Genomic DNA, 20879 nt, shown 5'->3' on the forward strand with positions numbered 1-20879 from the left:
TCAGGATGAGGAGCCCGAACCGGTTCCGGCGCGGTTGAACTGACCGGGACCGGTCACCGACGGATCCCAGGGTCCGCCCGACGAGGGCCCCGAGGTTGGCGACCAGTCGCAGTCGTTCGACCCCCACGCGAACGGGCCCCAGCAGCCCGGGTCCCACGGCTGCTGGGCGACCGTAGTGGTGACGACGAAGGCGGGCAGCAGCGCCACACCGACCGCCACCCCGACCGCCGAAGCAGCCACGACTGCACGTTTCACCATCATCGTCACCTCTCGCTGGGATCGTGCGTCTATTGCACCTCGCAGACACTGAGTTCCGCCAGGCCCGCCGGTGATCACGCCTCGAGCAGAGGCTGACCCAGGTATCCGTCGGTTGGCACCCCGGGGAGGATCGCGAAGGTCGCGCTGCCGACCGTGGTGATCCACGCGTTGAGCGCGTCGGCGCCGGCCAACCGCCGCAACACGGGGACGAACTGACGCATCGGAGCGCGTTGATAGGCGGCGAACACGAGTCCGCATTCACCCGCCGCGTCGTCGTAGTTGTAGCCGCGGCGAAGGAAGTGTTCATCGTCGGTTCGCGCATGCGCCAGCGCGATGTGCGCGTTGGGTGGTATCACCGGGATGCCGTTCTCCTCAGCCGCGAAGTCCGGTTCGTCGAACTCGCGCGCACCCGTCAGCGGCGCTCCGGTGTCGAGTCGACGCCCCAACGCCATCTCCTTGCTCGTCCTGTCGAGCTCGTCCCAGGTGTCCATCTCGGCGCGGATCCTGCGGATCACGGCGACCGTCCCGCCCGCGAACCACCGGTGCTGCTCGCCGACATCCCACACGTAGCGGTCGAATTCGCCTGGTGCACGCAGGTTCGCGGTCCCGTCGACCTGGCCCATGAGGTTGCGCATGGTCGTGCCGTCGGTATCGGCGCCATGGGCGCCGCGGAAGCCGTTCTGACGCCATCGCGGTGTCGCCAGCGTCCGGACGTTCTTCAGCAGGACCCGGCATGCATGCGCGACCGGCACCAGGTCGTCGGCGCAGATTTGCAACAACAGGTCACCGCCACACCATTTCTCGTCGAGGCGGTCGACACCGAACGTCGGCAGCGGGGCCGCCCCGTCGGGTCGCAGGTGCGGCGCTCCGATCTGATCGAACACTGCGGGTCCCAGGCCGACCGTGACGGTCAGCCGCGCCGGCCGCAAAGCCAGTTCCGGTTCGGTGTCGGCCAGCGCGGGTTCGCCTTGGGTCAGCCGGGCCGCGTCAGACGTCCACAACTTCAGCACTGCGGTGAGTGCCTCGCGCGGGGAGCGGGCCGCCCCGGGACGAAGATCGAGGGCGACGAAGGTGGCGTGGGCCTGAGGCGCAGTGGCCACCCCGGCTTGGTGCACACCGTGGAAGGATTCGCGATGGGCGCCGAATCCCGCTGTGTCGGTCCCTTTTTCGGTGGCGCGGACACTTGCGAGCGTGGCGCCTGTGGCGGCAACGGCGGCGCCTCCGGTCAGGAGGCGCCGCCGGTTGATCGTGGGTCGGTCAACCATGCCGATCAACCACGGCCGTGCGTGCCGGGCTGATACGGCTCCTGCCCACCGGGAAAGTCCCGGACCTGTGCGGTCACCGGTAGTGACGAACCGTCGGCGAAGCGCACCGTGACCGTGACGTCCGCGCCGGGCCGCAACGGCTCCTTCAGCTGCATCAGCATCAGATGATCCGCGCCGGGGGACAGTTCGTGCCGACCACCGGCCGGCACGATGAACCCGCCGTCTTTCGGCTGCATCACGCCGGCGCCGCCACCCCCGCGCACCACCTCGTGCAGTTCGACACTGGCCGCGGCAGGCGAGTCGCCGGCGACAACGGTGGCGTCGCGATCGCCGGTGTTGGTGAAGACGCCGAAGACGGCGGCCATCCCGTCATCGGAGGCGCTGGCCCACTGATCGCTGACCGCGACGTGGGATGCCATGGTGCTCTCGTCGGGCGCTGAGCCGCCGCAGCCGGTCAGCAACGTGATCAGCAGGGCGACAACGATACTGAGGAATCTAGGCATCGCAGTTCCGCACCGCACGGCGCTTGCGCAGGCCCAGCGCGAGATCGATCACCACAAAGCCGGCCAGGGTCGCGCCCAACAGCGGCAGGAACCAGCCCACGGCGAGCGCGCCGATCACGACGGCACCGGCGGCTGCGGGGTGCACCGCGCGCAGCCCGCCTCGCACGGGCGGCCGGCCGAGAGCCCACGCGGACCCGCGAGTCGGCCTGCGCTGCCACCACATTCGGTATCCACGCACGATGACCGTCAGTAGCCCGAGCGCGACGGCCAACAGCAGGAGCTGGTTGAGCAGCCCGAACAGGAAGCCCATGTGTGCCCGGATGCCCCAGTCGGCGAGCTTCGCGATGGTCGAGTAGTCGCGCCAGTAATCGATGACGCTGGGCACCGAGAGGTCTCCTGGTGTCACCGCGGCCGCATTGGTGGTCATGCGGTACGGCGCGTCGATCTCGGTCACCGTGGCGGCTTGACCCGGCTCGGTGGGCATCGTGATCTCGACCGGGGCGGCAACCCCGTGCGCGGCGGCGGCAGCCACCACGCCGGAGTAGTCGAACGCGCCGTCATCCGTTGCCGAACCGGCGCCGTCGGCCATCCCGTGATGCCCGGCATGGGGGTCTGACGATTCCGTATCCACCTGTGGCCGTTGCCAATGGAGTGCCGATCTGATGTCGGTGACGTGCGCGCCGGCGTACGTCGACCAGGTGATGCCGGTGGCCGAGAGGAACAACAGCCCGCACAGCAGCCAGATACCGGTCGCCCCGTGCCAGTTCATCGTTCGGGACCGTCCGGTCGACGAGCGGTCCACGCGCACGATGCGTCCCTGGCGGCCGCGGCGACGGTCCCGCACAGCCTTGCTCACCCACAACGCGGTACCACCGAGGGCCACCACCCACAGCCAGGAGGCGGCGATCTCGCTGTAGATGCGCCCTGGTTCGCCGAGGTTGAGGTGGCGATGCAGGCCGTCGAGCCACGTGCTGATGGGCAGATAACCCAACCACGTCACCTGTTCGCCCAGCACCCGGCCGGAGCCCGGGTCCACGAACACCGTGCGTGAATGGTCCTCCGGCAGCGACGGATCGGCGAACGAGACGCGCGTGGTCTCACCGCCGTCGGCCGCCGGACGCACCGCGGTGACCGAGAGGTCGGGGTGGCCGGCGCGGGCGCTACGCACCTGCTCGTCGAGGGGGATCGCCGGCCGCGCTTCGACGGCCAGAAGGTCGCGATAGACCACACGCTCGATGCTGGGAGCCAGCGCGTAGAGGGCGCCGGTGACCGCGGCGACGATCAGGAACGGCCCGACGAGAACGCCGGCATAGAAATGCAGGCGCACGAGCAGCGGACGCCAGTTGTGGCGGGCGGGCGGTGGCGGAACTGTGGGGGACAGGGGTTCGACGGTGTCGTCGGACAGGGTCATGACGGTGCTTTCGGTCAGCGCGATGCCGCGCGGAAGAAGAGGGGAGCAGCGCCGACGAATCAGCGCGCGAAGGGGACGCGCAGCGGCACGCCGCGGTCAGTGAAGTGAGTGAGGACGCGAAGTCAGGCCGGCGTCAGGGCCGACGCCACCGCAGGCGGAGCCCGCATACCCGTCCCGCCGATCGGCACAGGGCGTGGTCGCGCGATGGTCGCGCGATGGCGGATGGGGGGTGCGGGTGGCCGCGGTGCTCGCAGCGCGAACAGACGCACCCAGCACAGAACGGAAACGCAGACGGTGTACAGGAATTCGACGGACGTGATCGCAGCGGCCACCAGCAGGGCGGCGCCGAGATGCGCCGCCGCCATGGACACGCCAAGCCCGCCGTGGTGGTGGTGCGCGGCCAACGTCATCGCGAGGTGACCGGACAGCTGCGCGCCGCACAGCGCCGCGGCGGTCACGGCGTAGGGGTTCCGATCCGGTCGCACGCAGCCGGCGAGGGTGCCGGCGGTCAGGCAGATCAGCAGCACCACGACGAGCGCGGGGCCGCGCGGAACACCGCCGCCGGCGGCGGCATGCGCGCCCGTCGTCATCAGCGCCGAGGACACCCCGATCAGCGCGCCACGCAGCTGCCGTGCGCGTGCTGCGGGACTTTTCACGCCACGCACCCTATCGCGGCCTACGCGCCCGTGTACGTCTCCGGATCCGGACGGAACCGCGTCCCGTCGTCGAGCCCGTTCAGCGACGACATCTGCTCGTCGGTGAGTTCGAACCCGAACACGTCGATGTTGGCTTCGATGCGCTCCGGCGACGACGAGCGCGGGATCACGATGTTGCCCAGCTGAATGCTCCAGCGGATCAGCACCTGCGCCGGGGTCCGGCCGAGGGTCTCGGCGATCGCGGTCACGGCGGGATGCTCGAGCAGCCGGCCGACGCCGAGCGGGCCGTAGGCCTCGGTGGCGATGCCGTTGTCCGCATTGACCGCCCGCAACTCGGCCTGATTGAGCAGGGGGTGCAGCTCGATCTGATTCACCGCCGGGGTGAAGAACGACAGGCCGATGATGTCCTCGAGATGATGGGCGTGGAAGTTGGCCACCCCGATCGACCGGGTCTCGCCGACCTCCTTGGACTTCATCAGGCCGCCCCAGCTGTCGACGTACTTACCCTCCTCGCCGGCGGGCCAGTGCAGCAGGTAGAGATCGACGTAGTCCAGCCCGAGGCGCTGCAGGCTGGCCCTGAGCGTGTCCTGCGAGGACTGGAAGCCGAAATCCTGGGGGGACAACTTCGTGGTGACGAACACTTCTTCGCGCGGCACACCGGAGGCCGCGATGGCGCGGCCGACCGCTGCCTCGTTGCCGTACGCGGCGGCGGTGTCGATCAGGCGGTAGCCCGCGTCGAGCGCCGTCCGGACCGAACGCTCGGTCTCGGAGTCCGTCAGCTCGCCCACGCCGAGACCGATGATCGGCATCGTGTTGTCGTCGTTGAGCGTGACGGAGGGGATTGCAGCCGCCGAAGTCATGTCACCTTCTCTGCTGAAGTGGGTCGGGCTTGGTTTTGGCTTGCGATGGGCGTGACTGACTATATTGCCGCAGTATTACCCCGCCTAATCAGCGCCAATGCCGTACGGCATGGCGCTGACACGGGTTCCGCCGGCGAAAGGGCCACCCCATGACCGACACGCTCACCATGACCGGGCAGCCTCGGGCCCGTCGGCGCACCCTGCGCGCCCAAGCACTCGTCAACACGATCGCGGGCCTGACGCTGCGCGGCTTGCCCCGCATCCCCGAACCGATGAAACGAGCCATGCTGGGCGGGCGATCGATCGTCCTCGACGGCAACACCCTCGACACCACCCTGCAGTTGATGCTGGCCGGGCAGAAGGCCGTCGGGCTCGAGGGGCTGGTGGTGGGCGAGGACGTCGCGGCGGCGCGGACTCAGCTCGAGCTGCTGTCGGCGAGTTTCGCCCGCCGTATCCCGGTGCCGCAGGTCAGCGACCTGACCGTGTCCGGAGCGGTCGGGCCGATCCGGGCCCGGCACTATCGCACCGCCGAGCCCGACGCGCCCCTGCTGGTGTTCTTCCACGGCGGTGGCCATGCCATCGGCAGCCTGGACACCCACGACGACCTCTGCCGGGAGATCTGCCGGTCCGGGGCAGTCCATGTGCTGTCGGTGGACTACCGGCTCGCGCCGGAACACAAGGCGCCCGCCGGAGCGGACGACGCCTATGCCGCGTACCTGTGGGCCCGGGAGAATGCGGCAGCGCTGGGCGCCGATCCGCGGCGGGTCGCGGTAGGTGGCGACAGTGCCGGTGGCAACCTGTCGGCGGTGGTGGCGCTGCGCGCCCGCGCCGACAATGCGCCGCAGCCGGCTCTTCAGCTGCTGTTCTATCCCGTCACCGATCACGGTGCCCAGACCCGCTCGCGGACGCTGTTCGCCAACGGGTTCTTCCTGACCCAGCGCGACATGGACTGGTTCACCGCCCGGTTCCTCGACGGCGCGTCGGTCGGCGGCGACCATCCGGATGTGTCCCCGTTGCTCGCCGACGACCATTCCGGACTGGCCCCCGCCCTCATCGCGACCGCCGGTTTCGATCCGCTGCGCGACGAGGGCCGGCACTATGCCGAGGCGCTGCGGGCGGCGGGCACCCCTGTGGACTACCGCGAGTACGGCGCCGTCGTGCACGGGTTCGCGAACTTCTTCACACTCGGCGGGGCCAGTGCCACGGCGACCGCCGATGTGATCTCGGCGATGCGGGCGCATCTCAGTCGGGTCTGACCCCGTCGGATGAGGCCACCACCTCGTCTGTCGAGGCGCCGGTACTCTGTCCCCGTGGCCACGAAACCCAAGAAGAACGCCAAGTACGACCTGAAGGCAGCCGACCGCAAGCGCAACCTGCTCGTCCAGGTCGGGCTGACCTCGGTCGTCGTCATCTTCGCGGTCGCTTTGGTGCTCTACATCGTGATGTCCGCCGACGAACAGCCGACGGCCGGTGAGACGCAGTCCATCCGGGTCGCATCGGCGAGCGTCATCAAGAAGGAGGGCACCGACGAGCCCAAGGCCGTCGTGTCGATGTACGAAGACTTCCTGTGCCCGGCCTGCCGGAATTTCGAGATGCAGATCGGACCGACGATCAACAAGCTCGTCGATGCCGGCGTGATCGCCGCCGACTACTACATGGTCTCCATCCTGGACCGTCCGCAGAACCAGAATTACTCGTCGCGCTCCGGTGGCGCCGGCTACTGCGTGGCAGAGGAGTCCAACGACGCGTTCCGGCGATTCCACGCCGCGCTCTACTCCCAGCAGCCGAGTGAAACCGGAACGAGCTTCCCCGACAACGCTCGCCTGGTCGAACTGGCGCGCCAGGCCGGGGCGGCAGGAACGGTGCCCGAGTGCATCACCAAGGGCCGCTTCGTCGACATGGTCAAGGGCCAGGCCGCCGCCGCGGGAATCAAGGCGACCCCGACCATCAAGATCAACGGCGAGGACTATCAGCCCAGCACCGCCGACGAGTTCGTCACCAAGATCCGCAGCATCGTGGGTGATGTGCCCGGGCTCGAGGCCGCGCCCGCCGCCGCACCGGCCCCGGCGTCATGACCGTCACCGCCTCGGGACCCGTCGAGCAGGCCGATCCGTCGCCGGCCGGCGGGCCGGGCGGTGTCGATGTGTCACGACGTAGCGCATGGTGGGTCCTGATCGCCGGTGTCATCGGGCTCACGTCGGCGCTGACGCTGACGATCGAGAAGATCGAGATCCTGATCAACCCGGCTTACGTGCCGTCCTGCAGCATCAATCCGGTGCTCTCCTGTGGTTCGGTGATGATCACCCCGCAGGCCTCGGTGTTCGGCTTCCCCAACCCGCTGCTCGGCATCGTCGGCTTCGCCGTGGTGGTGGTGACCGGGGTACTCGCGGTCGCCAGGGTGTCGCTGCCCCGCTGGTACTGGGCCGGCCTGGCAGCCGGCGCACTGCTGGGCACGGTGTTCGTACACTGGCTGATCTTCCAGAGCCTCTACCGCATCGGCGCGCTCTGCCCGTACTGCATGGTCGTCTGGAGCGTGACGATCCCGCTGCTGGTGGTCGCGACCTCGATCGCCGCGCAGCCGCAGCGCAGCGCCAACGCGCTCGTGCGCGGGCTCTACACGTGGCGCTGGTCGCTGGTCGCGCTGTGGTTCACCGCCGTGGTGCTGATGATCCTCGAACGGTTCTGGACTTACTGGTCGACCTTGGTCTGACCTGCGCGTCAGCGGGTTAAGGTGAACCGTGCCCGGCCAGATCACCAAAGTCCTCGTCGCCAACCGCGGAGAAATCGCCATTCGAGCGTTCCGCGCCGCCTACGAGATGGGCATCGCGACCGTCGCGGTGTATCCGTACGAAGACCGCAACTCACTTCACCGGCTCAAGGCCGACGAGTCCTATCAGATCGGCGAGACCGGTCACCCCGTGCGCGCCTACCTGTCGGTCGACGAGATCATGCGGGTGGCGCTGGAGGCCGGCGCCGACGCTGTCTATCCCGGGTACGGATTCCTGTCGGAGAACCCAGAACTCGCGGCGGCGTGTGCGGACGCAGGCATCACGTTCGTCGGTCCCAGCGCTGACGTCCTCGAGCTGACCGGCAACAAAGCGCGCGCTATCGAAGCCGCCCGGGCCGCCGGTCTGCCGGTGCTGGCGTCCTCGGCTCCGTCGTCGTCGGTGGACGAGCTCGTCTCCGCGGCACGCGATATGGAGTTCCCGCTGTTCGTCAAGGCCGTCTCGGGCGGCGGCGGTCGCGGCATGCGGCGGGTCACCGAGTTCGACGCGCTGGCCGAAGCGGTCGACGCCGCGAGCCGGGAAGCCGAGTCGGCGTTCGGTGATCCGACGGTGTACCTGGAACAGGCGGTGCTCAACCCGCGCCACATCGAGGTGCAGATCCTCGCCGACAACGACGGCAACGTGATGCACCTGTTCGAGCGGGACTGCAGCGTGCAGCGTCGGCACCAGAAGGTGATCGAACTGGCGCCCGCCCCGAACATGCCGGCCGAGCTGCGACAGCGCATCTGCGACGATGCGGTCGCATTCGCCCGCGGCATCGGCTACTCGTGCGCGGGCACCGTGGAGTTCCTGCTCGACGAGCGCGGCCACCACGTGTTCATCGAGTGCAACCCGCGAATCCAGGTGGAACACACGGTGACCGAGGAGATCACCGACGTGGACCTGGTTGCCAGCCAGCTGCGCATCGCCTCCGGGAAGACGCTCGCCGATCTCGGGCTGAGCCAGGATTCGCTCACCGCGCCGCGCGGTTTCGCGCTGCAGTGCCGGATCACCACCGAGGATCCCGCCAACGGGTTCCGGCCCGACACGGGCCGGATCACGGCCTACCGGTCACCCGGTGGTGCCGGCATCCGCCTCGACGGCGGTGCCGTACTCGGGGCGGAGATCGGCGCGCACTTCGACTCCATGCTGGTCAAATTGACCTGCCGTGGAAGGGATTTCGACACCGCGGTGGCCCGTGCGCACCGAGCGCTCGCGGAGTTCCGGGTGCGCGGGGTGTCCACCAACATCCCGTTCCTGCAGGCCGTCGTCGACGATCCCGACTTCCGGGCCGGCCGCGTCACCACCTCGTTCATCGACGAGCGTCCCTACCTGCTGACCGCGCGGGCTCCCGCCGACCGCGGCACCAAGATCCTCAACTATCTGGCCGACGTCACGGTCAACCAGCCGCACGGGCCGCGGACGTCGTCGGTGTATCCGCACGACAAGCTGCCGTCGATCGATCTCGACACGATGCCACCGCGAGGCAGTAAGCACCTGCTGACCGAAGTCGGACCCGAGGGATTCGCGCGGTGGATGCGCGAATCGAAATCGGTCGGCGTCACCGACACCACGTTCCGCGATGCGCATCAGTCGCTGCTGGCCACCCGCATTCGGACCTCCGGTCTGCTGATGGTGGCGCCCTACATCGCCCGCCTGACCCCGCAGCTGCTCTCGATCGAATGCTGGGGCGGTGCGACATACGATGTGGCGCTGCGTTTCCTCAAAGAGGATCCCTGGGAGCGGCTGGCGGCCCTGCGTGAGGCCGTGCCCAACATCTGCCTTCAGATGCTGCTGCGCGGCCGGAACACGGTGGGCTACACCCCCTACCCGGAGTCGGTGACGCACGCGTTCGTGCAGGAGGCCACGGCCACCGGCATCGACATCTACCGGATCTTCGACGCGCTAAACAACGTCGACTCGATGCGGCCCGCGATCGACGCCGTGCGCGAAACCGGTACTGCCGTCGCGGAAGTCGCGATGAGCTACACCGGTGATCTGTCCGATCCGGGAGAGAACCTCTACACCCTGGACTACTACCTGAAGCTGGCCGAGCAGATCGTCGACGCCGGCGCCCACGTCCTCGCGATCAAGGACATGGCCGGTCTGCTGCGGCCGCAGGCCGCCTCGACGCTGGTGCGCGCGCTGCGCAGTCGCTTCGACCTGCCGGTACACGTGCACACCCACGACACCCCCGGCGGGCAGCTGGCCACCTATCTGGCTGCCTGGCAGGCCGGCGCCAGCGCGGTCGACGGTGCCTCGGCGCCGCTCGCGGGCACCACCAGCCAGCCGGCGCTGAGCTCCATCGTGGCGGCGACTGCACACACCGAGTACGACAGCGGGCTGTCGCTGGCAGCGGTCTGCGAGCTCGAGCCGTACTGGGAGGCGCTGCGAAAGGTGTACGCGCCCTTCGATGTCGCCAAAGCCGGGCCCACGACGCCGACGGGCCGGGTGTACACCCACGAGATCCCGGGCGGTCAGTTGTCGAATCTTCGTCAGCAGGCCACCGCACTGGGTCTCGGTGACCGTTTCGAGCAGATCGAGGCCGCCTACGCCGGCGCCGACCGCATTCTGGGCCGGCTGGTGAAGGTGACGCCGTCGTCGAAGGTGGTCGGCGATCTGGCCCTGGCGCTCGTGGGCGCGGAGGCGACCGCCGACGAATTCGCCGCTGAGCCCGACCGTTTCGACATCCCCGACTCCGTCATCGGGTTCCTTCGCGGTGAACTGGGTGATCCGCCGGGCGGTTGGCCGGAGCCGTTGCGCACCAAGGCGCTGGCGGGACGGGCGGAGGCCAAGCCGACCGCCGACCTCAGTGCCGACGACGAGAAGGCGCTCGGCCAGGAGGGGCCGCAGCGGCAGGCAACGCTCAACCGGCTGTTGTTCCCCGGGCCCACCAAGGAATTCGAAGCGCACCGCGAGCAGTTCGGCGACACCTCGAGCCTGTCGGCCAATCAGTTCTTCTACGGGCTGCGGCACGCTGACGAGCACCGCGTCACCCTCGAGCGTGGCGTGGAGCTGCTCATCGGGCTCGAAGCGATCTCCGATCCCGACGAGCGCGGGATGCGCACCGTCATGTGCATCATCAACGGCCAGCTTCGGCCCGTCGTCGTCCGGGACCGCAGCGTGGCCAGCGATGTGCCCACTGCCGAGAAGGCCGACCGCACCAATCCCGACCACATCGCCGCGCCGTTCGCCGGAGTGGTGACAGTCGGCGTCGCCGAAGGCGACTCCGTGGAGGCCGGTCAGACCATCGCGACGATCGAGGCGATGAAGATGGAGGCTGCCATCACAGCGCCCAAGGGGGGTACGGTCACCCGCGTCGCGGTCTCGGCCACCGCCCAGGTGGAGGGCGGGGACCTGCTCGTGGTCGTCGGGTCTGCGGGTCGCAGCGAGGCCGCCGGGGAAGCCCACTGACCCGGATCATCGCCGGCGCATACGGCGGACGTCGAATCGTTGTGCCGCAACAGAAGTCGGGACGCGGGACACGGCCGACCACGGATCGCGTGCGGGAGTCGATGTTCAACATGCTCGTCGCGCGCGTGGGTTTCGACGGCGTGGACGTGCTCGACCTGTTCGCGGGCTCCGGTGCGTTGGGGCTCGAGGCGCTCTCCCGCGGTGCACGCTCGGCGGTGTTCGTCGAATCCGATGCGCGCGCGGCCGCGGTCATCGAGCGCAACATCGCAACGCTGGGGGCGCGGGGGGCACAGGTGCGGCGCGCGCCGGCCGCGAGCGTGGTGGCGAGCGCGGCGCCGCGGCCCGTCGATCTCGTGCTGGCCGATCCGCCCTACGAGGTGCCCACCGCCACCGTCGAAGCGCTGCTCTCCGACCTGCTGGCCCACGGCTGGACCTCGCCCGGTACGGTCGCCGTCCTCGAACGTCCCGCGGGCGCGGCCGAAATCGCCTGGCCCAGCGGATGGTCGGCGGACAAGCCTCGCCGTTACGGCGACACTCGCCTCGAAATCGGCACGGCGGACTAGCGACTCGACGGTCTGGTACGCCGAGCCCCTGCTAGCGTCGTCGTCCATGAGCGGAGCTGTCTGCCCCGGATCCTTCGATCCGGTGACACTGGGTCACGTCGACATCTTCGAGCGTGCCGCCGCCCAATTCGACGAGGTCGTCGTCGCGGTGTTGGTGAATCCGGCGAAGAAGGGCATGTTCACCCTCGAGGAACGCATCGAGATGATCGCCGAGACGACCTCGCATCTGCCGAATCTGCGAGTGGAATCCGGTAGCGGCCTGGTGGTCGACTTCGTCAGGGAGCGCGGCCTGACCGCGATCGTCAAAGGCCTGCGCACCGGCACCGACTTCGAATACGAGTTGCAGATGGCGCAGATGAACAAGCACGTCGCCGGCGTCGACACGTTCTTCGTCGCCACCACCCCTCGGTACTCGTTCGTGTCGTCGTCGCTGGCCAAAGAGGTCGCCACGCTGGGCGGGGACGTCTCCGATCTGCTGCCTGCCGCCGTCAACACCAGATTGCAGGCCAAGTTGCGCGGTTGACCCGGCTGCCCGCGGGTGGGGACAGCGCAGGCGCGACAGCCCGCGCGCCGCATCCCGCCGATGCGTCCGCACCCGGGTGTCGAATCGGCCACGCTCACCTTCGCGGTGGGTCCGTTCGCCTCGATGCTCGACCGCGCCCGCGACGTGATCAGCGCCGCATTGCGCTGAATCGAACGACGAGGCTGAAACGGACGCGACACACCGGCCCGCAGTACTGAGTCACAGGCGTAACACCAGGCACACTGGTCACTAACAACTACGCCTGGAGGGTGTCGCCGTGTACCGAGTTTTTGAAGCGCTCGATGAATTGGGTGCCATCGTCGAAGAGGCCCGTGGCGTGCCGATGACCGCCGGCTGCGTCGTACCTCGCGGGGACGTGCTGGAACTGATCGACGACATCAAGGACGCCATTCCGGGCGAGCTCGACGATGCCCAGGACGTTCTGGATGCCCGCGACGCGATGCTGCGGGAAGCCAAGGACCATGCGGAATCGACGGTGTCGACGGCCAACGCCGAGGCGGACTCGATGGTCAACCATGCCCGCGCCGAGGCCGACCGCTTGCTGGCAGACGCGAAAGGCCAGGCCGATCGCATGGTCGCCGAAGCGCGTCAGCACAGCGAGCGCATGGTCGGAGAGGCCCGCGAGGAGGCGGCGCGCATTTCGGCCACCGCCAAGCGCGAGTACGAGGCGAGCACCGGCCGGGCCAAATCGGAGGCCGACCGTCTCCTCGAGAGCGGCAACCTGGCCTACGAAAAGGCTGTTCAGGAAGGCATCAAGGAGCAGCAGCGGCTGGTCAGCCAGACCGAGATCGTCGCGACCGCCACCGCGGAGGCCACCCGGATGATCGACTCGGCACATGCCGAGGCCGACCGACTGCGCGGCGAGTGCGACATCTACGTCGACAGCAAGCTTGCCGAGTTCGAGGACTTCCTCAACGGCACCATCCGATCGGTCGGCCGCGGACGGCATCAGCTCCGCACCGCCGCCGGTACCCACGACTACGTGTCCCGCTAGACACCCGTCCGTCGACCTGCGCCGGTACGGCCGTATTGGTGGTCAGAGTCCGCGTCTACGATGCATGACATGGCTAGGCGTGACGACACCGCGGCGCGCCGGGGGTCACGGTCGCCGATGGTCATCGACATCTCCCGGCTCGGCCGGCGGCCCGGCTCGATGATCACGGTCGACGAGACGGTGCCCAGCCCGTTCCGCATCGGGCTGGACCTGATCGCAGTCCCGCAGGACGCACCGGTTCACCTGGACCTGCGGCTGGAGTCAGTGTCCGAGGGCGTGCTGGTCACCGGCACGGTCTCCGCACCCACCGAGGGCGAATGTGTCCGCTGTCTGACACCGGTCACCGGAGACGTCGCCATCGACCTGACCGAGCTCTACGCCTATCCCGACAGCACCACCGAGGCCACCACCGAGGAGGACGAGATCCCCAGGGTCGGCCGCGACGGCGGCAGCGACACCGTCGACCTCGAACAGCCGATCATCGACGCGGTGGGGCTGGCGCTGCCGTTCTCCCCGGTGTGCACTCCCGACTGCGCCGGCCTGTGCCCGGAGTGCGGCGTGCGGGCGGCCGACGCCGAGCCGGGGCATCACCACGACCAGATCGACCCGCGGTGGGCCAAACTCGCCCAGTTCCGCGAGCCGACCGGAGACGAGCAGTGACGGTCGATCGCGAACCGCTACTCGACGCCCTCGGCGTGCGGCTGAAGCCCGATCTGCTCACGATTGCGCTGACCCACCGCAGCTATTCCTATGAGAACGGCGGGCTGCCCACCAACGAACGCCTGGAGTTCCTCGGCGACTCGGTGCTAGGGCTCACGATCACCGAGGAGCTCTACCACCGTCACCCCGAACGGTCCGAAGGCGATCTGGCCAAGTTGCGGGCGAGCATCGTCAACACTCAGGCGCTCGCCGACGTCGGCCGCAGCCTCTCGGACAAGGGGTTGGGCAGCTACCTGCTGCTGGGCAAGGGCGAGGAGAACTCCGGCGGCGCCGACAAGTCGAGCATCCTCGCCGACGGCGTCGAATCCCTGCTCGGCGCCATCTACCTGGAACACGGGGCGGTGGTCGCGCGTGAGGTGATCCTCCGGCTGTTCAGCGAATTGCTCGACACCGCACCGACATTGGGCGCCGGCCTGGACTGGAAGAGCAGCTTGCAGGAGCTCACAGCGGCTCGAGGCCTCGGTGCGCCGACCTACATCGTGACGTCCACAGGGCCCGATCACGACAAGGAGTTCACCGCCACCGTCGTGATCGCAGGCCGCGAGTACGGCACCGGGGTCGGCAAGACGAAGAAGGAAGCCGAGCTCAAAGCCGCTGCGGCCGCGTGGAATGCGCTGACCTCCGAGAGCCCGCCGAGCGAAGAGCGGAATGCCTGAACTTCCCGAAGTCGAGGTGGTCCGTCGCGGATTGGCCGCGCACGTCACCGGCAAGACCATCACCGGCGTGCGGGTACACCACCCGCGCGCGGTGCGCCGCCACGAGGCGGGCCCAGCCGACCTGACCGCACGTCTGCTGGACATGACGATCACGGGCACCGGCCGGCGCGGAAAGTACCTGTGGCTCACGCTGTCCGACGGCTCGGCTGTGGTGGTACACCTGGGCATGAGCGGCCAGATGCTGCTCGGTGCGGTGCCCAACGAGAACCACCTGCGGATCGCTGCGCTCCTCGACGACGGGACCACGCTCAGCTTCGTCGACCAGCGCACCTTCGGCGGCTGGATGCTCGCCGACATGGTGACCGTCGACGGCTCGGACGTGCCGGGGCCCGTCGCGCACATCGCCCGGGACCCGCTGGATCCCGAGTTCGATCGCAATGGTGTCGTTGCGGTGTTGCGACGCAAGCACTCCGAGATCAAGCGCCAGCTGCTCGACCAGACCGTGGTGTCGGGGATCGGCAACATCTACGCCGACGAGGCCCTGTGGCGCGCGAAGGTCAACGGGGCCCGGCTGGCCTCGGGTCTGTCGAAAGCCAAGCTGGCGGAGGTGCTCGAGGCGGCCACCGCGGTGATGACCGACGCGTTGGGCCAAGGCGGGACCTCGTTCGATTCGCTCTATGTCAACGTCAACGGGGAGTCCGGGTACTTCGACCGGTCGCTGGACGCGTACGGCCGCGACGGTGAGCCGTGCCGCCGGTGCGGAGCAATCATGCGGCGGGAGAAGTTCATGAATCGCTCGTCGTGCTACTGCCCGCGCTGCCAACCGCGCCCACGCGCCCGCTGACGTTCCTCACCCGCGCCGGTGAGAAGTCATGGCTGTGCCGAGCCGCCACGGGCGACCAGGAATGCTGTTCCGCGCGGGGTTGTAGAAATAGGGCATGACGGAACTATGGGTGGAGCGCACCGGCGTGCGGCGCTACACGGGACGCAGCACGCGGGGCGCAGAGGTGCTGATCGGCTCCGACGACGTCGAGGGCGTATTCACGCCGGGCGAGTTGCTGAAGATCGCCCTGGCGGCCTGCAGCGGGTTGTCCAGCGACCAACCGCTGCGGCGCCGGCTCGGGGACGACTACGCGACCACGATCCGCGTGTCCGGGGTGGCCGACCGCGAGCAGGAGCGCTACCCGCTGCTGGCGGAGTCCCTGGAGATCGACCTGTCCAGCCTGTCGGCCGACGAGAAGGCCCGACTGCTCACCGTCGTCGAGCGCGCCATCGACACGGTGTGCACAGTGGGGCGCACGTTGAAATCGGGTACTGAAGTGACGTTTGAGGTGAAAGATGTTGGGGGAGAGTGAGGTCCGCCTCACCGCGTGGGTGCACGGCCATGTCCAGGGGGTGGGTTTCCGCTGGTGGACGCGTTCCCGAGCGCTGGAACTGGGGCTGACCGGGTTCGCCGCGAACAAGGCGGACGGACGCGTCCACGTGGTCGCCCAGGGCCCGCGAGAGGCCTGCGAAAAGCTTCTTGACCTGCTCGAACATGGTGCAACGCCGGGGCGGGTGGACTCCGTCGTCGCGGACTGGTCCGCCGCATCCGACGCGCTCTCCGGCTTCACCGAGCGGTGAGGTCCGCGCCGGTAGGGTAACGCGTCATGCATCTGAAGAGTCTGACGCTGAAGGGCTTCAAGTCCTTCGCCTCGCCGACGACTCTTCGCTTCGAGCCGGGCATCACCTGTGTCGTGGGCCCCAACGGCTCCGGCAAGTCCAATGTCGTCGATGCGCTGACCTGGGTGATGGGGGAGCAGGGCGCCAAGACGCTGCGCGGCGGCAAGATGGAAGACGTCATCTTCGCCGGCACGTCGTCGCGGGCGCCGCTCGGGCGCGCCGAGGTGACGTTGACCATCGACAACTCCGACAACGCGTTGCCGATCGAGTACTCCGAGGTGTCGATCACCCGGCGGATGTTCCGCGACGGCGCGGGCGAATACGAGATCAACGGCAGCCGTTGCCGTTTGACCGATGTGCAGGAGCTGCTCAGCGACTCCGGCATCGGCCGTGAGATGCACGTGATCGTCGGGCAGGGCAAGCTCTCGGAGATCCTCGAGTCACGTCCCGAGGATCGGCGGGCCTTCATCGAGGAAGCCGCAGGTGTGCTCAAGCACCGCAAACGCCGCGAGAAGGCGGTCCGCAAACTCGATTCGATGGCGGCCAACCTCGCCCGGCTCACCGACCTGACCACCGAATTGCGTCGCCAACTCAAACCGCTCGGCCGCCAAGCCGAGATGGCCCGGCGGGCACAGACGATCCAGGCCGACCTGCGCGATGCCCGCCTCCGGCTGGCGGCCGACGATCTGGTGACCCGCAAGTCCGAGTTCGACGACACCAATCAGGCCGAGACCACGCTCCGCCGCGAACACGACGAGCTGACGGCGCGGCTGGAGACGCGGACCCTCGAGCTGGACGCCCACGAGAGCGCTGTGGCCGAGCTCAGCGAGCGCGCCGATGCCGCGCAGCAGCGCTGGTTCCGGCTGTCGGCGCTGGCCGAACGAGTGGCCGCCACTGTGCGCATCGCAGGCGAACGCGCCCAGTATCTGGACGCCGAGCCCGAACGGTCCAGTGGTCCGGACCCCGACGAGCTCGAGGCCCAGGCCGACGAGATCGCCGAGCAGGAGCGCGCGCTGCTCGAGCAGCTCGAGGAATCGCGTGAGCGTCTGGACGGCGCCCGCGCCGAGCTCGCCGAACGCGAACAGGTCGCTGCCGACGCAGAGCGCGCCCACATGGCGGCGGCGCGGGCCGAGGCGGATCGGCGCGAAGGTCTGGCACGGCTGGCCGGTCAGGTCGACACGATGCGCACCCGAGTGGAATCCATCGACGAGACCGTGGCGCGGCTCACCGCGGGCATCGACGAGGCGGCCGCTCGGGCCCAACAGGCGCAGGCCGAATTCGAGACGGTGCAGGCGCGCGTCAGCGAGCTCGACGCCGGCGAGGTCGGTCTCGACGAACACCACGACCGCACGGTGTCGGCCCTGCGGCTGGCCGACGAGCGCGTCGCCGAACTCCAGACCGCCGAGCGGGCAGGTGAACGGCAGGTCGCTTCCCTGCAGGCGCGCATCGACGCGCTGTCGGTCGGCCTGGATCGCAAGGACGGCGCCGCGTGGCTGCAGCAAAACCACAGCGGCAGCGGGCTTTTGGGCTCACTCGCCGCGATGGTCAAGGTGGCGCCCGGTCACGAGTCGGCGATCGCGGCCGTGCTGGGCGCAGCCGCCGACGCGCTTGCCGTCGACGGGATCGCCAGTGCGGCAGACGCGCTGCGCGCCCTCAAGGACTCCGACGGCGGCCGGGCGGCCCTGGTGCTGGGTGACTGGCCGCAACCGTCGTCGAGCACCGGTGCACTGCCCGCCGGCGCGGTGTGGGCCCGCGACGTCGTCGAGCCCGCGACCCGGCTGCAGGGTGCGGTGACGGCGATGCTCGCCGGTGTCGCGGTTGTCGACGATCTGCGTACTGCGTTGGAACTCGTTGCTGCACAACCGGATTTGCGGGCGGTGACCGGCGACGGCGATCTCGTCGGAGCAGGGTGGGTCAGTGGCGGTTCGGATCGCAAGCCGAGCACGCTGGAGATCCAGTCCGAAGTCGACAAAGCGCGTGCCGAGCTCGCCGACGCTGAACGGCAGACCGCCGAGATGTCGGCGGCCCTGTCGGGGGCGCTCGCCGAGCAGGCCGCCAGACAGGATGCGGCCGAGCAGGCGCTCGCCGCGCTCAACGAGTCGGACACGGCGATCTCGGCGATCTACGAGCAGCTCGGCCGTCTGGGCCAGGAAGCCCGCACCGCCGACGACGAATGGCAACGGCTGATCACCCAGCGAGACGAGCTGGAGGCCGGGCGCAACCGCACCATCGCCGAGCTCAGTGAGCTCGAGACACGGCTGCACCACGCCCAGCAGGAGCCGATGTTCGACGCCGAGCCCGTCGACCGCCAGGAATGGACGGCTGCGGCAGAGGCCGCCCGCGCCGCCGAGGTGGAGGCCCGCCTCGCAGTCCGCACCGCCGAGGAGCGTGCGAATGCTGTTCGCGGACGGGCTGATTCGTTGCGTCGCGCCGCGTCGGCCGAGCGGGAGGCCCGCGTCCGGGCCCAGCAGGCGCGGGAGGTGCGGGTTCGCACCGCCGCCATGGCCGCGGCTGTGGCCGAAGCCGGCAGGCTCGTCGCCGCGCGGTTGAGCAGCGCGGTGGGAGTCGCATCGCGCATCCGCGACGAGATCGCCGCCGAACGTCAGGTGCGCGCCGCTGCCCTGGGCAAGGCCCGCGAAGAGGTCGCCGAACTCACCGCCAGGATCACCGCACTGACCGATGCGCTGCACCGCGACGAGGTCGCCAAGGCGCAGGCTTCGCTGCGGATCGAGCAGCTCGAGGCGCAGGTCCTCGAGCAGTTCGGGATGGCGGCCGCGGACCTGGTCGCCGAATACGGCCCCGACGTCGCGCTGCCGCCGTCGGAGTTGGAGATGGCCGAGTACGAGCAGGCGCGCGAACGCGGCGAGCAGGTGACCGCACCGGCGCCGATGCCGTATGACCGGCCCACCCAGCAGCGGCGCGCCAAGAGGGCCGAGCGGGAGCTCGCCGAGCTGGGCCGGGTGAATCCACTGGCGCTCGAGGAATTCGCCGCGCTGGAGGAGCGCTACAACTTCCTGTCGACCCAGCTCGAAGACGTCAAGGCCGCTCGCAAGGACCTGCTCGATGTGGTCGCCGAGGTCGACGCCCGCATCCTGCAGGTGTTCACCGAGGCGTACATGGACGTCGAACGCGAGTTCACGCAGGTGTTCTCGACGCTGTTCCCCGGCGGTGAGGGCCGGCTGCTGCTCACCGATCCCAGCGACATGCTGACCACCGGCATCGAGGTCGAAGCCCGACCGCCGGGCAAGAAGATCAAGCGGCTCTCGCTGCTGTCGGGTGGGGAGAAGTCGCTGACCGCGGTCGCGATGCTCGTGGCGATCTTCCGGGCCCGGCCGTCACCGTTCTATGTGATGGACGAGGTGGAGGCCGCCCTCGACGACGTCAACCTGCGGCGGTTGATCAGCCTGTTCGAGCAGCTGCGCGAGCGTTCCCAGCTGATCGTCATCACCCATCAGAAGCCGACGATGGAGGTCGCCGACGCGCTCTACGGCGTCACCATGCGCGGCGACGGCATCACGACCGTCATCTCCCAGCGCATGCGGGGGCAGGAGCTGGTCACCAGCCCGTCGTGACGCCGCCGGCGCGCAGCGCCGCGAGGTCGGCCGCGCCGCTGCCATGCAGGCAGATCAGCAGTTCCTCGAGGAACACCCCCAGCCAATCCACCACCGCGTCAACCGATTCGATCGCAGGCGCGAGCAGCGGCCGCGCGATGGCGACGACCTGGGCGCCCATCGCGAGTGCCTTGGCCGCGTCCATACCGGTGCGGATACCGCCCGAGGCCACCAGCGGCATGTCCGGCAGCGTCTGACGCACCTCCCGCAGCGCCTGTGCGGTCGGGATGCCCCACTCGGCCAGCGCGGGGTGGCGGATCTCTCCGTAACGGACGAACTGTTCGATGCGGGCCCACGACGTGCCGCCCGCGCCCGCGACGTCGACGGCAGCGATGGGACAGCGGGTCAGTTCGGCTGCCGCGACGGCGCCGATGCCGTGCCCGACCTCCTTGAGCATCACCGGGTAGTCGAGCGCCCCGATCACATCGCCGAGCCGGCGCAGCGACCCGGAGAAATCCGTGTCGCCCTGGTGCTGCATGGCCTCCTGCAGCGGATTGGTGTGCACCGCGACGGCGTCGGCGCCGACCCGAGCCAGAGCAGCGGCCAGCCCGGGCACCATGTCCTGCGACACCTGCGCCAACCCCACGTTGCCGATCACCAGCACGTCGGGGGCCACCTCGCGAACCGCGAAGCTGGCCGCGGCGACGTCGTCGTCGATCATCACTCGTTGAGACCCCAGCATCATGCCGATGCCCAGTTGCTGCGCCGCGGCGGCCAGATTGCGATTGATGATGCCGGAGAGTTCCGCGCCGCCGGTCATCGCGCCGATCAGGACCGGCGCAGCCAGCCGGCGGCCGAGGAAGTCGGTGCGTAGATCGATCGAGCGCAGATCGGTCTGGGTCAGGGCGTTGTAGGGCAGTCGGTAGCGCTCGAAGCCGGTGGTCACGGTCTGGTAGTCGACCGCCTCGGTGAGGCAGACGTCGATGTGGCGGCGCTTGCGTTGATGGACCGCGGAGCAGGAGTTGACGCTCACCGGCTGTGGCCCGGCAGAGGCCCC

The 20879-nt window shown here is 69.2% G+C and carries 20 protein-coding genes and 1 pseudogene; 14 read left to right on the plus strand and 7 right to left on the minus strand.

Annotated features, from left to right (window positions below; translation table 11 throughout):
• The 6 genes from ACZ50N_RS09150 to ACZ50N_RS09175 all read right to left on the minus strand — a co-directional run bounded on the left by ACZ50N_RS09150 (position 1) and on the right by ACZ50N_RS09175 (position 4953).
• Complete coding sequence (locus ACZ50N_RS09150) at positions 1–240, minus strand: hypothetical protein (protein WP_131705458.1); 240 nt, start codon at positions 238–240, stop codon at positions 1–3.
• 92 nt (positions 241–332) lie between these two features.
• Positions 333–1523, minus strand: a complete 1191-nt coding sequence (locus ACZ50N_RS09155) for a Dyp-type peroxidase (RefSeq protein ID WP_133413243.1) — start codon at positions 1521–1523, stop codon at positions 333–335.
• A gap of 5 nt (positions 1524–1528) precedes the next feature.
• Positions 1529–2026 (minus strand): copper chaperone PCu(A)C, encoded by a 498-nt coding sequence (locus tag ACZ50N_RS09160; protein ID WP_046362384.1) that lies wholly within the window; start codon positions 2024–2026, stop codon positions 1529–1531.
• Positions 2019–3437, minus strand: a complete 1419-nt coding sequence (locus ACZ50N_RS09165) for a PepSY-associated TM helix domain-containing protein (protein WP_073685068.1) — start codon at positions 3435–3437, stop codon at positions 2019–2021. The genes ACZ50N_RS09160 and ACZ50N_RS09165 overlap by 8 nt, the downstream gene beginning before the upstream one ends.
• 122 nt (positions 3438–3559) lie before the next feature.
• On the minus strand, positions 3560–4093 hold the full coding sequence (locus tag ACZ50N_RS09170) for a hypothetical protein (RefSeq protein WP_464475196.1): 534 nt from the start codon (positions 4091–4093) through the stop codon (positions 3560–3562).
• Positions 4094–4113: 20 nt separating this feature from the next.
• Positions 4114–4953, minus strand: coding sequence for an aldo/keto reductase (locus ACZ50N_RS09175; protein WP_046362334.1), 840 nt, complete (start codon positions 4951–4953; stop codon positions 4114–4116).
• A gap of 149 nt (positions 4954–5102) precedes the next feature.
• Between ACZ50N_RS09175 and ACZ50N_RS09180 the strand changes: the two genes are divergently transcribed.
• The 14 genes and pseudogenes from ACZ50N_RS09180 (at position 5103) to smc (ending at position 19843) form a co-directional block, all read left to right on the plus strand.
• The gene (locus ACZ50N_RS09180; protein ID WP_111508583.1) at positions 5103–6209 is read left to right on the plus strand and encodes an alpha/beta hydrolase; all 1107 of its coding nucleotides are present in this window, start codon (positions 5103–5105) and stop codon (positions 6207–6209) included.
• A gap of 54 nt (positions 6210–6263) precedes the next feature.
• The gene (locus ACZ50N_RS09185) at positions 6264–7028 is read left to right on the plus strand and encodes a DsbA family protein (RefSeq protein ID WP_046366025.1); all 765 of its coding nucleotides are present in this window, start codon (positions 6264–6266) and stop codon (positions 7026–7028) included.
• Entirely contained in the window at positions 7025–7663 is a 639-nt protein-coding gene (locus tag ACZ50N_RS09190) for a vitamin K epoxide reductase family protein (protein WP_046366024.1), read from the plus strand. The genes ACZ50N_RS09185 and ACZ50N_RS09190 overlap by 4 nt, the downstream gene beginning before the upstream one ends.
• A gap of 28 nt (positions 7664–7691) precedes the next feature.
• Positions 7692–11132 carry a pyruvate carboxylase gene (locus ACZ50N_RS09195; protein ID WP_046366023.1) on the plus strand — a complete coding sequence of 1147 codons (3441 nt, stop codon included), beginning with the start codon at positions 7692–7694 and terminating at the stop codon, positions 11130–11132.
• Positions 11129–11695, plus strand: coding sequence for a 16S rRNA (guanine(966)-N(2))-methyltransferase RsmD (rsmD, locus tag ACZ50N_RS09200; protein WP_082164403.1), 567 nt, complete (start codon positions 11129–11131; stop codon positions 11693–11695). The genes ACZ50N_RS09195 and rsmD overlap by 4 nt, the downstream gene beginning before the upstream one ends.
• A gap of 46 nt (positions 11696–11741) precedes the next feature.
• Positions 11742–12218, plus strand: coding sequence for a pantetheine-phosphate adenylyltransferase (coaD, locus tag ACZ50N_RS09205; protein WP_046366021.1), 477 nt, complete (start codon positions 11742–11744; stop codon positions 12216–12218).
• 24 nt (positions 12219–12242) lie between these two features.
• Positions 12243–12386, plus strand: a pseudogene (locus ACZ50N_RS09210) (hemerythrin domain-containing protein); the annotation flags it as partial.
• Between the two features lie 109 nt (positions 12387–12495).
• The gene (gene sepIVA, locus ACZ50N_RS09215; RefSeq protein WP_046366020.1) at positions 12496–13233 is read left to right on the plus strand and encodes a cell division protein SepIVA; all 738 of its coding nucleotides are present in this window, start codon (positions 12496–12498) and stop codon (positions 13231–13233) included.
• A gap of 69 nt (positions 13234–13302) precedes the next feature.
• Positions 13303–13893 carry a YceD family protein gene (locus ACZ50N_RS09220; RefSeq protein WP_464475197.1) on the plus strand — a complete coding sequence of 197 codons (591 nt, stop codon included), beginning with the start codon at positions 13303–13305 and terminating at the stop codon, positions 13891–13893.
• Positions 13890–14609 (plus strand): ribonuclease III, encoded by a 720-nt coding sequence (rnc, locus tag ACZ50N_RS09225; RefSeq protein ID WP_046366019.1) that lies wholly within the window; start codon positions 13890–13892, stop codon positions 14607–14609. The genes ACZ50N_RS09220 and rnc overlap by 4 nt, the downstream gene beginning before the upstream one ends.
• Positions 14602–15453, plus strand: a complete 852-nt coding sequence (gene mutM / locus ACZ50N_RS09230; protein WP_048425306.1) for a bifunctional DNA-formamidopyrimidine glycosylase/DNA-(apurinic or apyrimidinic site) lyase — start codon at positions 14602–14604, stop codon at positions 15451–15453. The genes rnc and mutM overlap by 8 nt, the downstream gene beginning before the upstream one ends.
• A gap of 94 nt (positions 15454–15547) precedes the next feature.
• A complete protein-coding gene (locus tag ACZ50N_RS09235; RefSeq protein ID WP_046366017.1) occupies positions 15548–15964 on the plus strand; it encodes an OsmC family protein in 417 nt (138 codons plus the stop codon).
• A complete protein-coding gene (locus tag ACZ50N_RS09240; protein WP_048425307.1) occupies positions 15948–16232 on the plus strand; it encodes an acylphosphatase in 285 nt (94 codons plus the stop codon). Before ACZ50N_RS09235 ends, ACZ50N_RS09240 begins: the two co-directional genes overlap by 17 nt.
• A gap of 26 nt (positions 16233–16258) precedes the next feature.
• On the plus strand, positions 16259–19843 hold the full coding sequence (smc, locus tag ACZ50N_RS09245; protein ID WP_464475198.1) for a chromosome segregation protein SMC: 3585 nt from the start codon (positions 16259–16261) through the stop codon (positions 19841–19843).
• Here the strand turns inward: smc and fni are convergent.
• Entirely contained in the window at positions 19827–20855 is a 1029-nt protein-coding gene (fni, locus tag ACZ50N_RS09250) for a type 2 isopentenyl-diphosphate Delta-isomerase (RefSeq protein ID WP_464475199.1), read from the minus strand. The genes smc and fni overlap by 17 nt on opposite strands.
• Between the last annotated feature and the right edge of the window lie 24 nt (positions 20856–20879).

The organism is Mycolicibacterium obuense, from assembly GCF_055397605.1.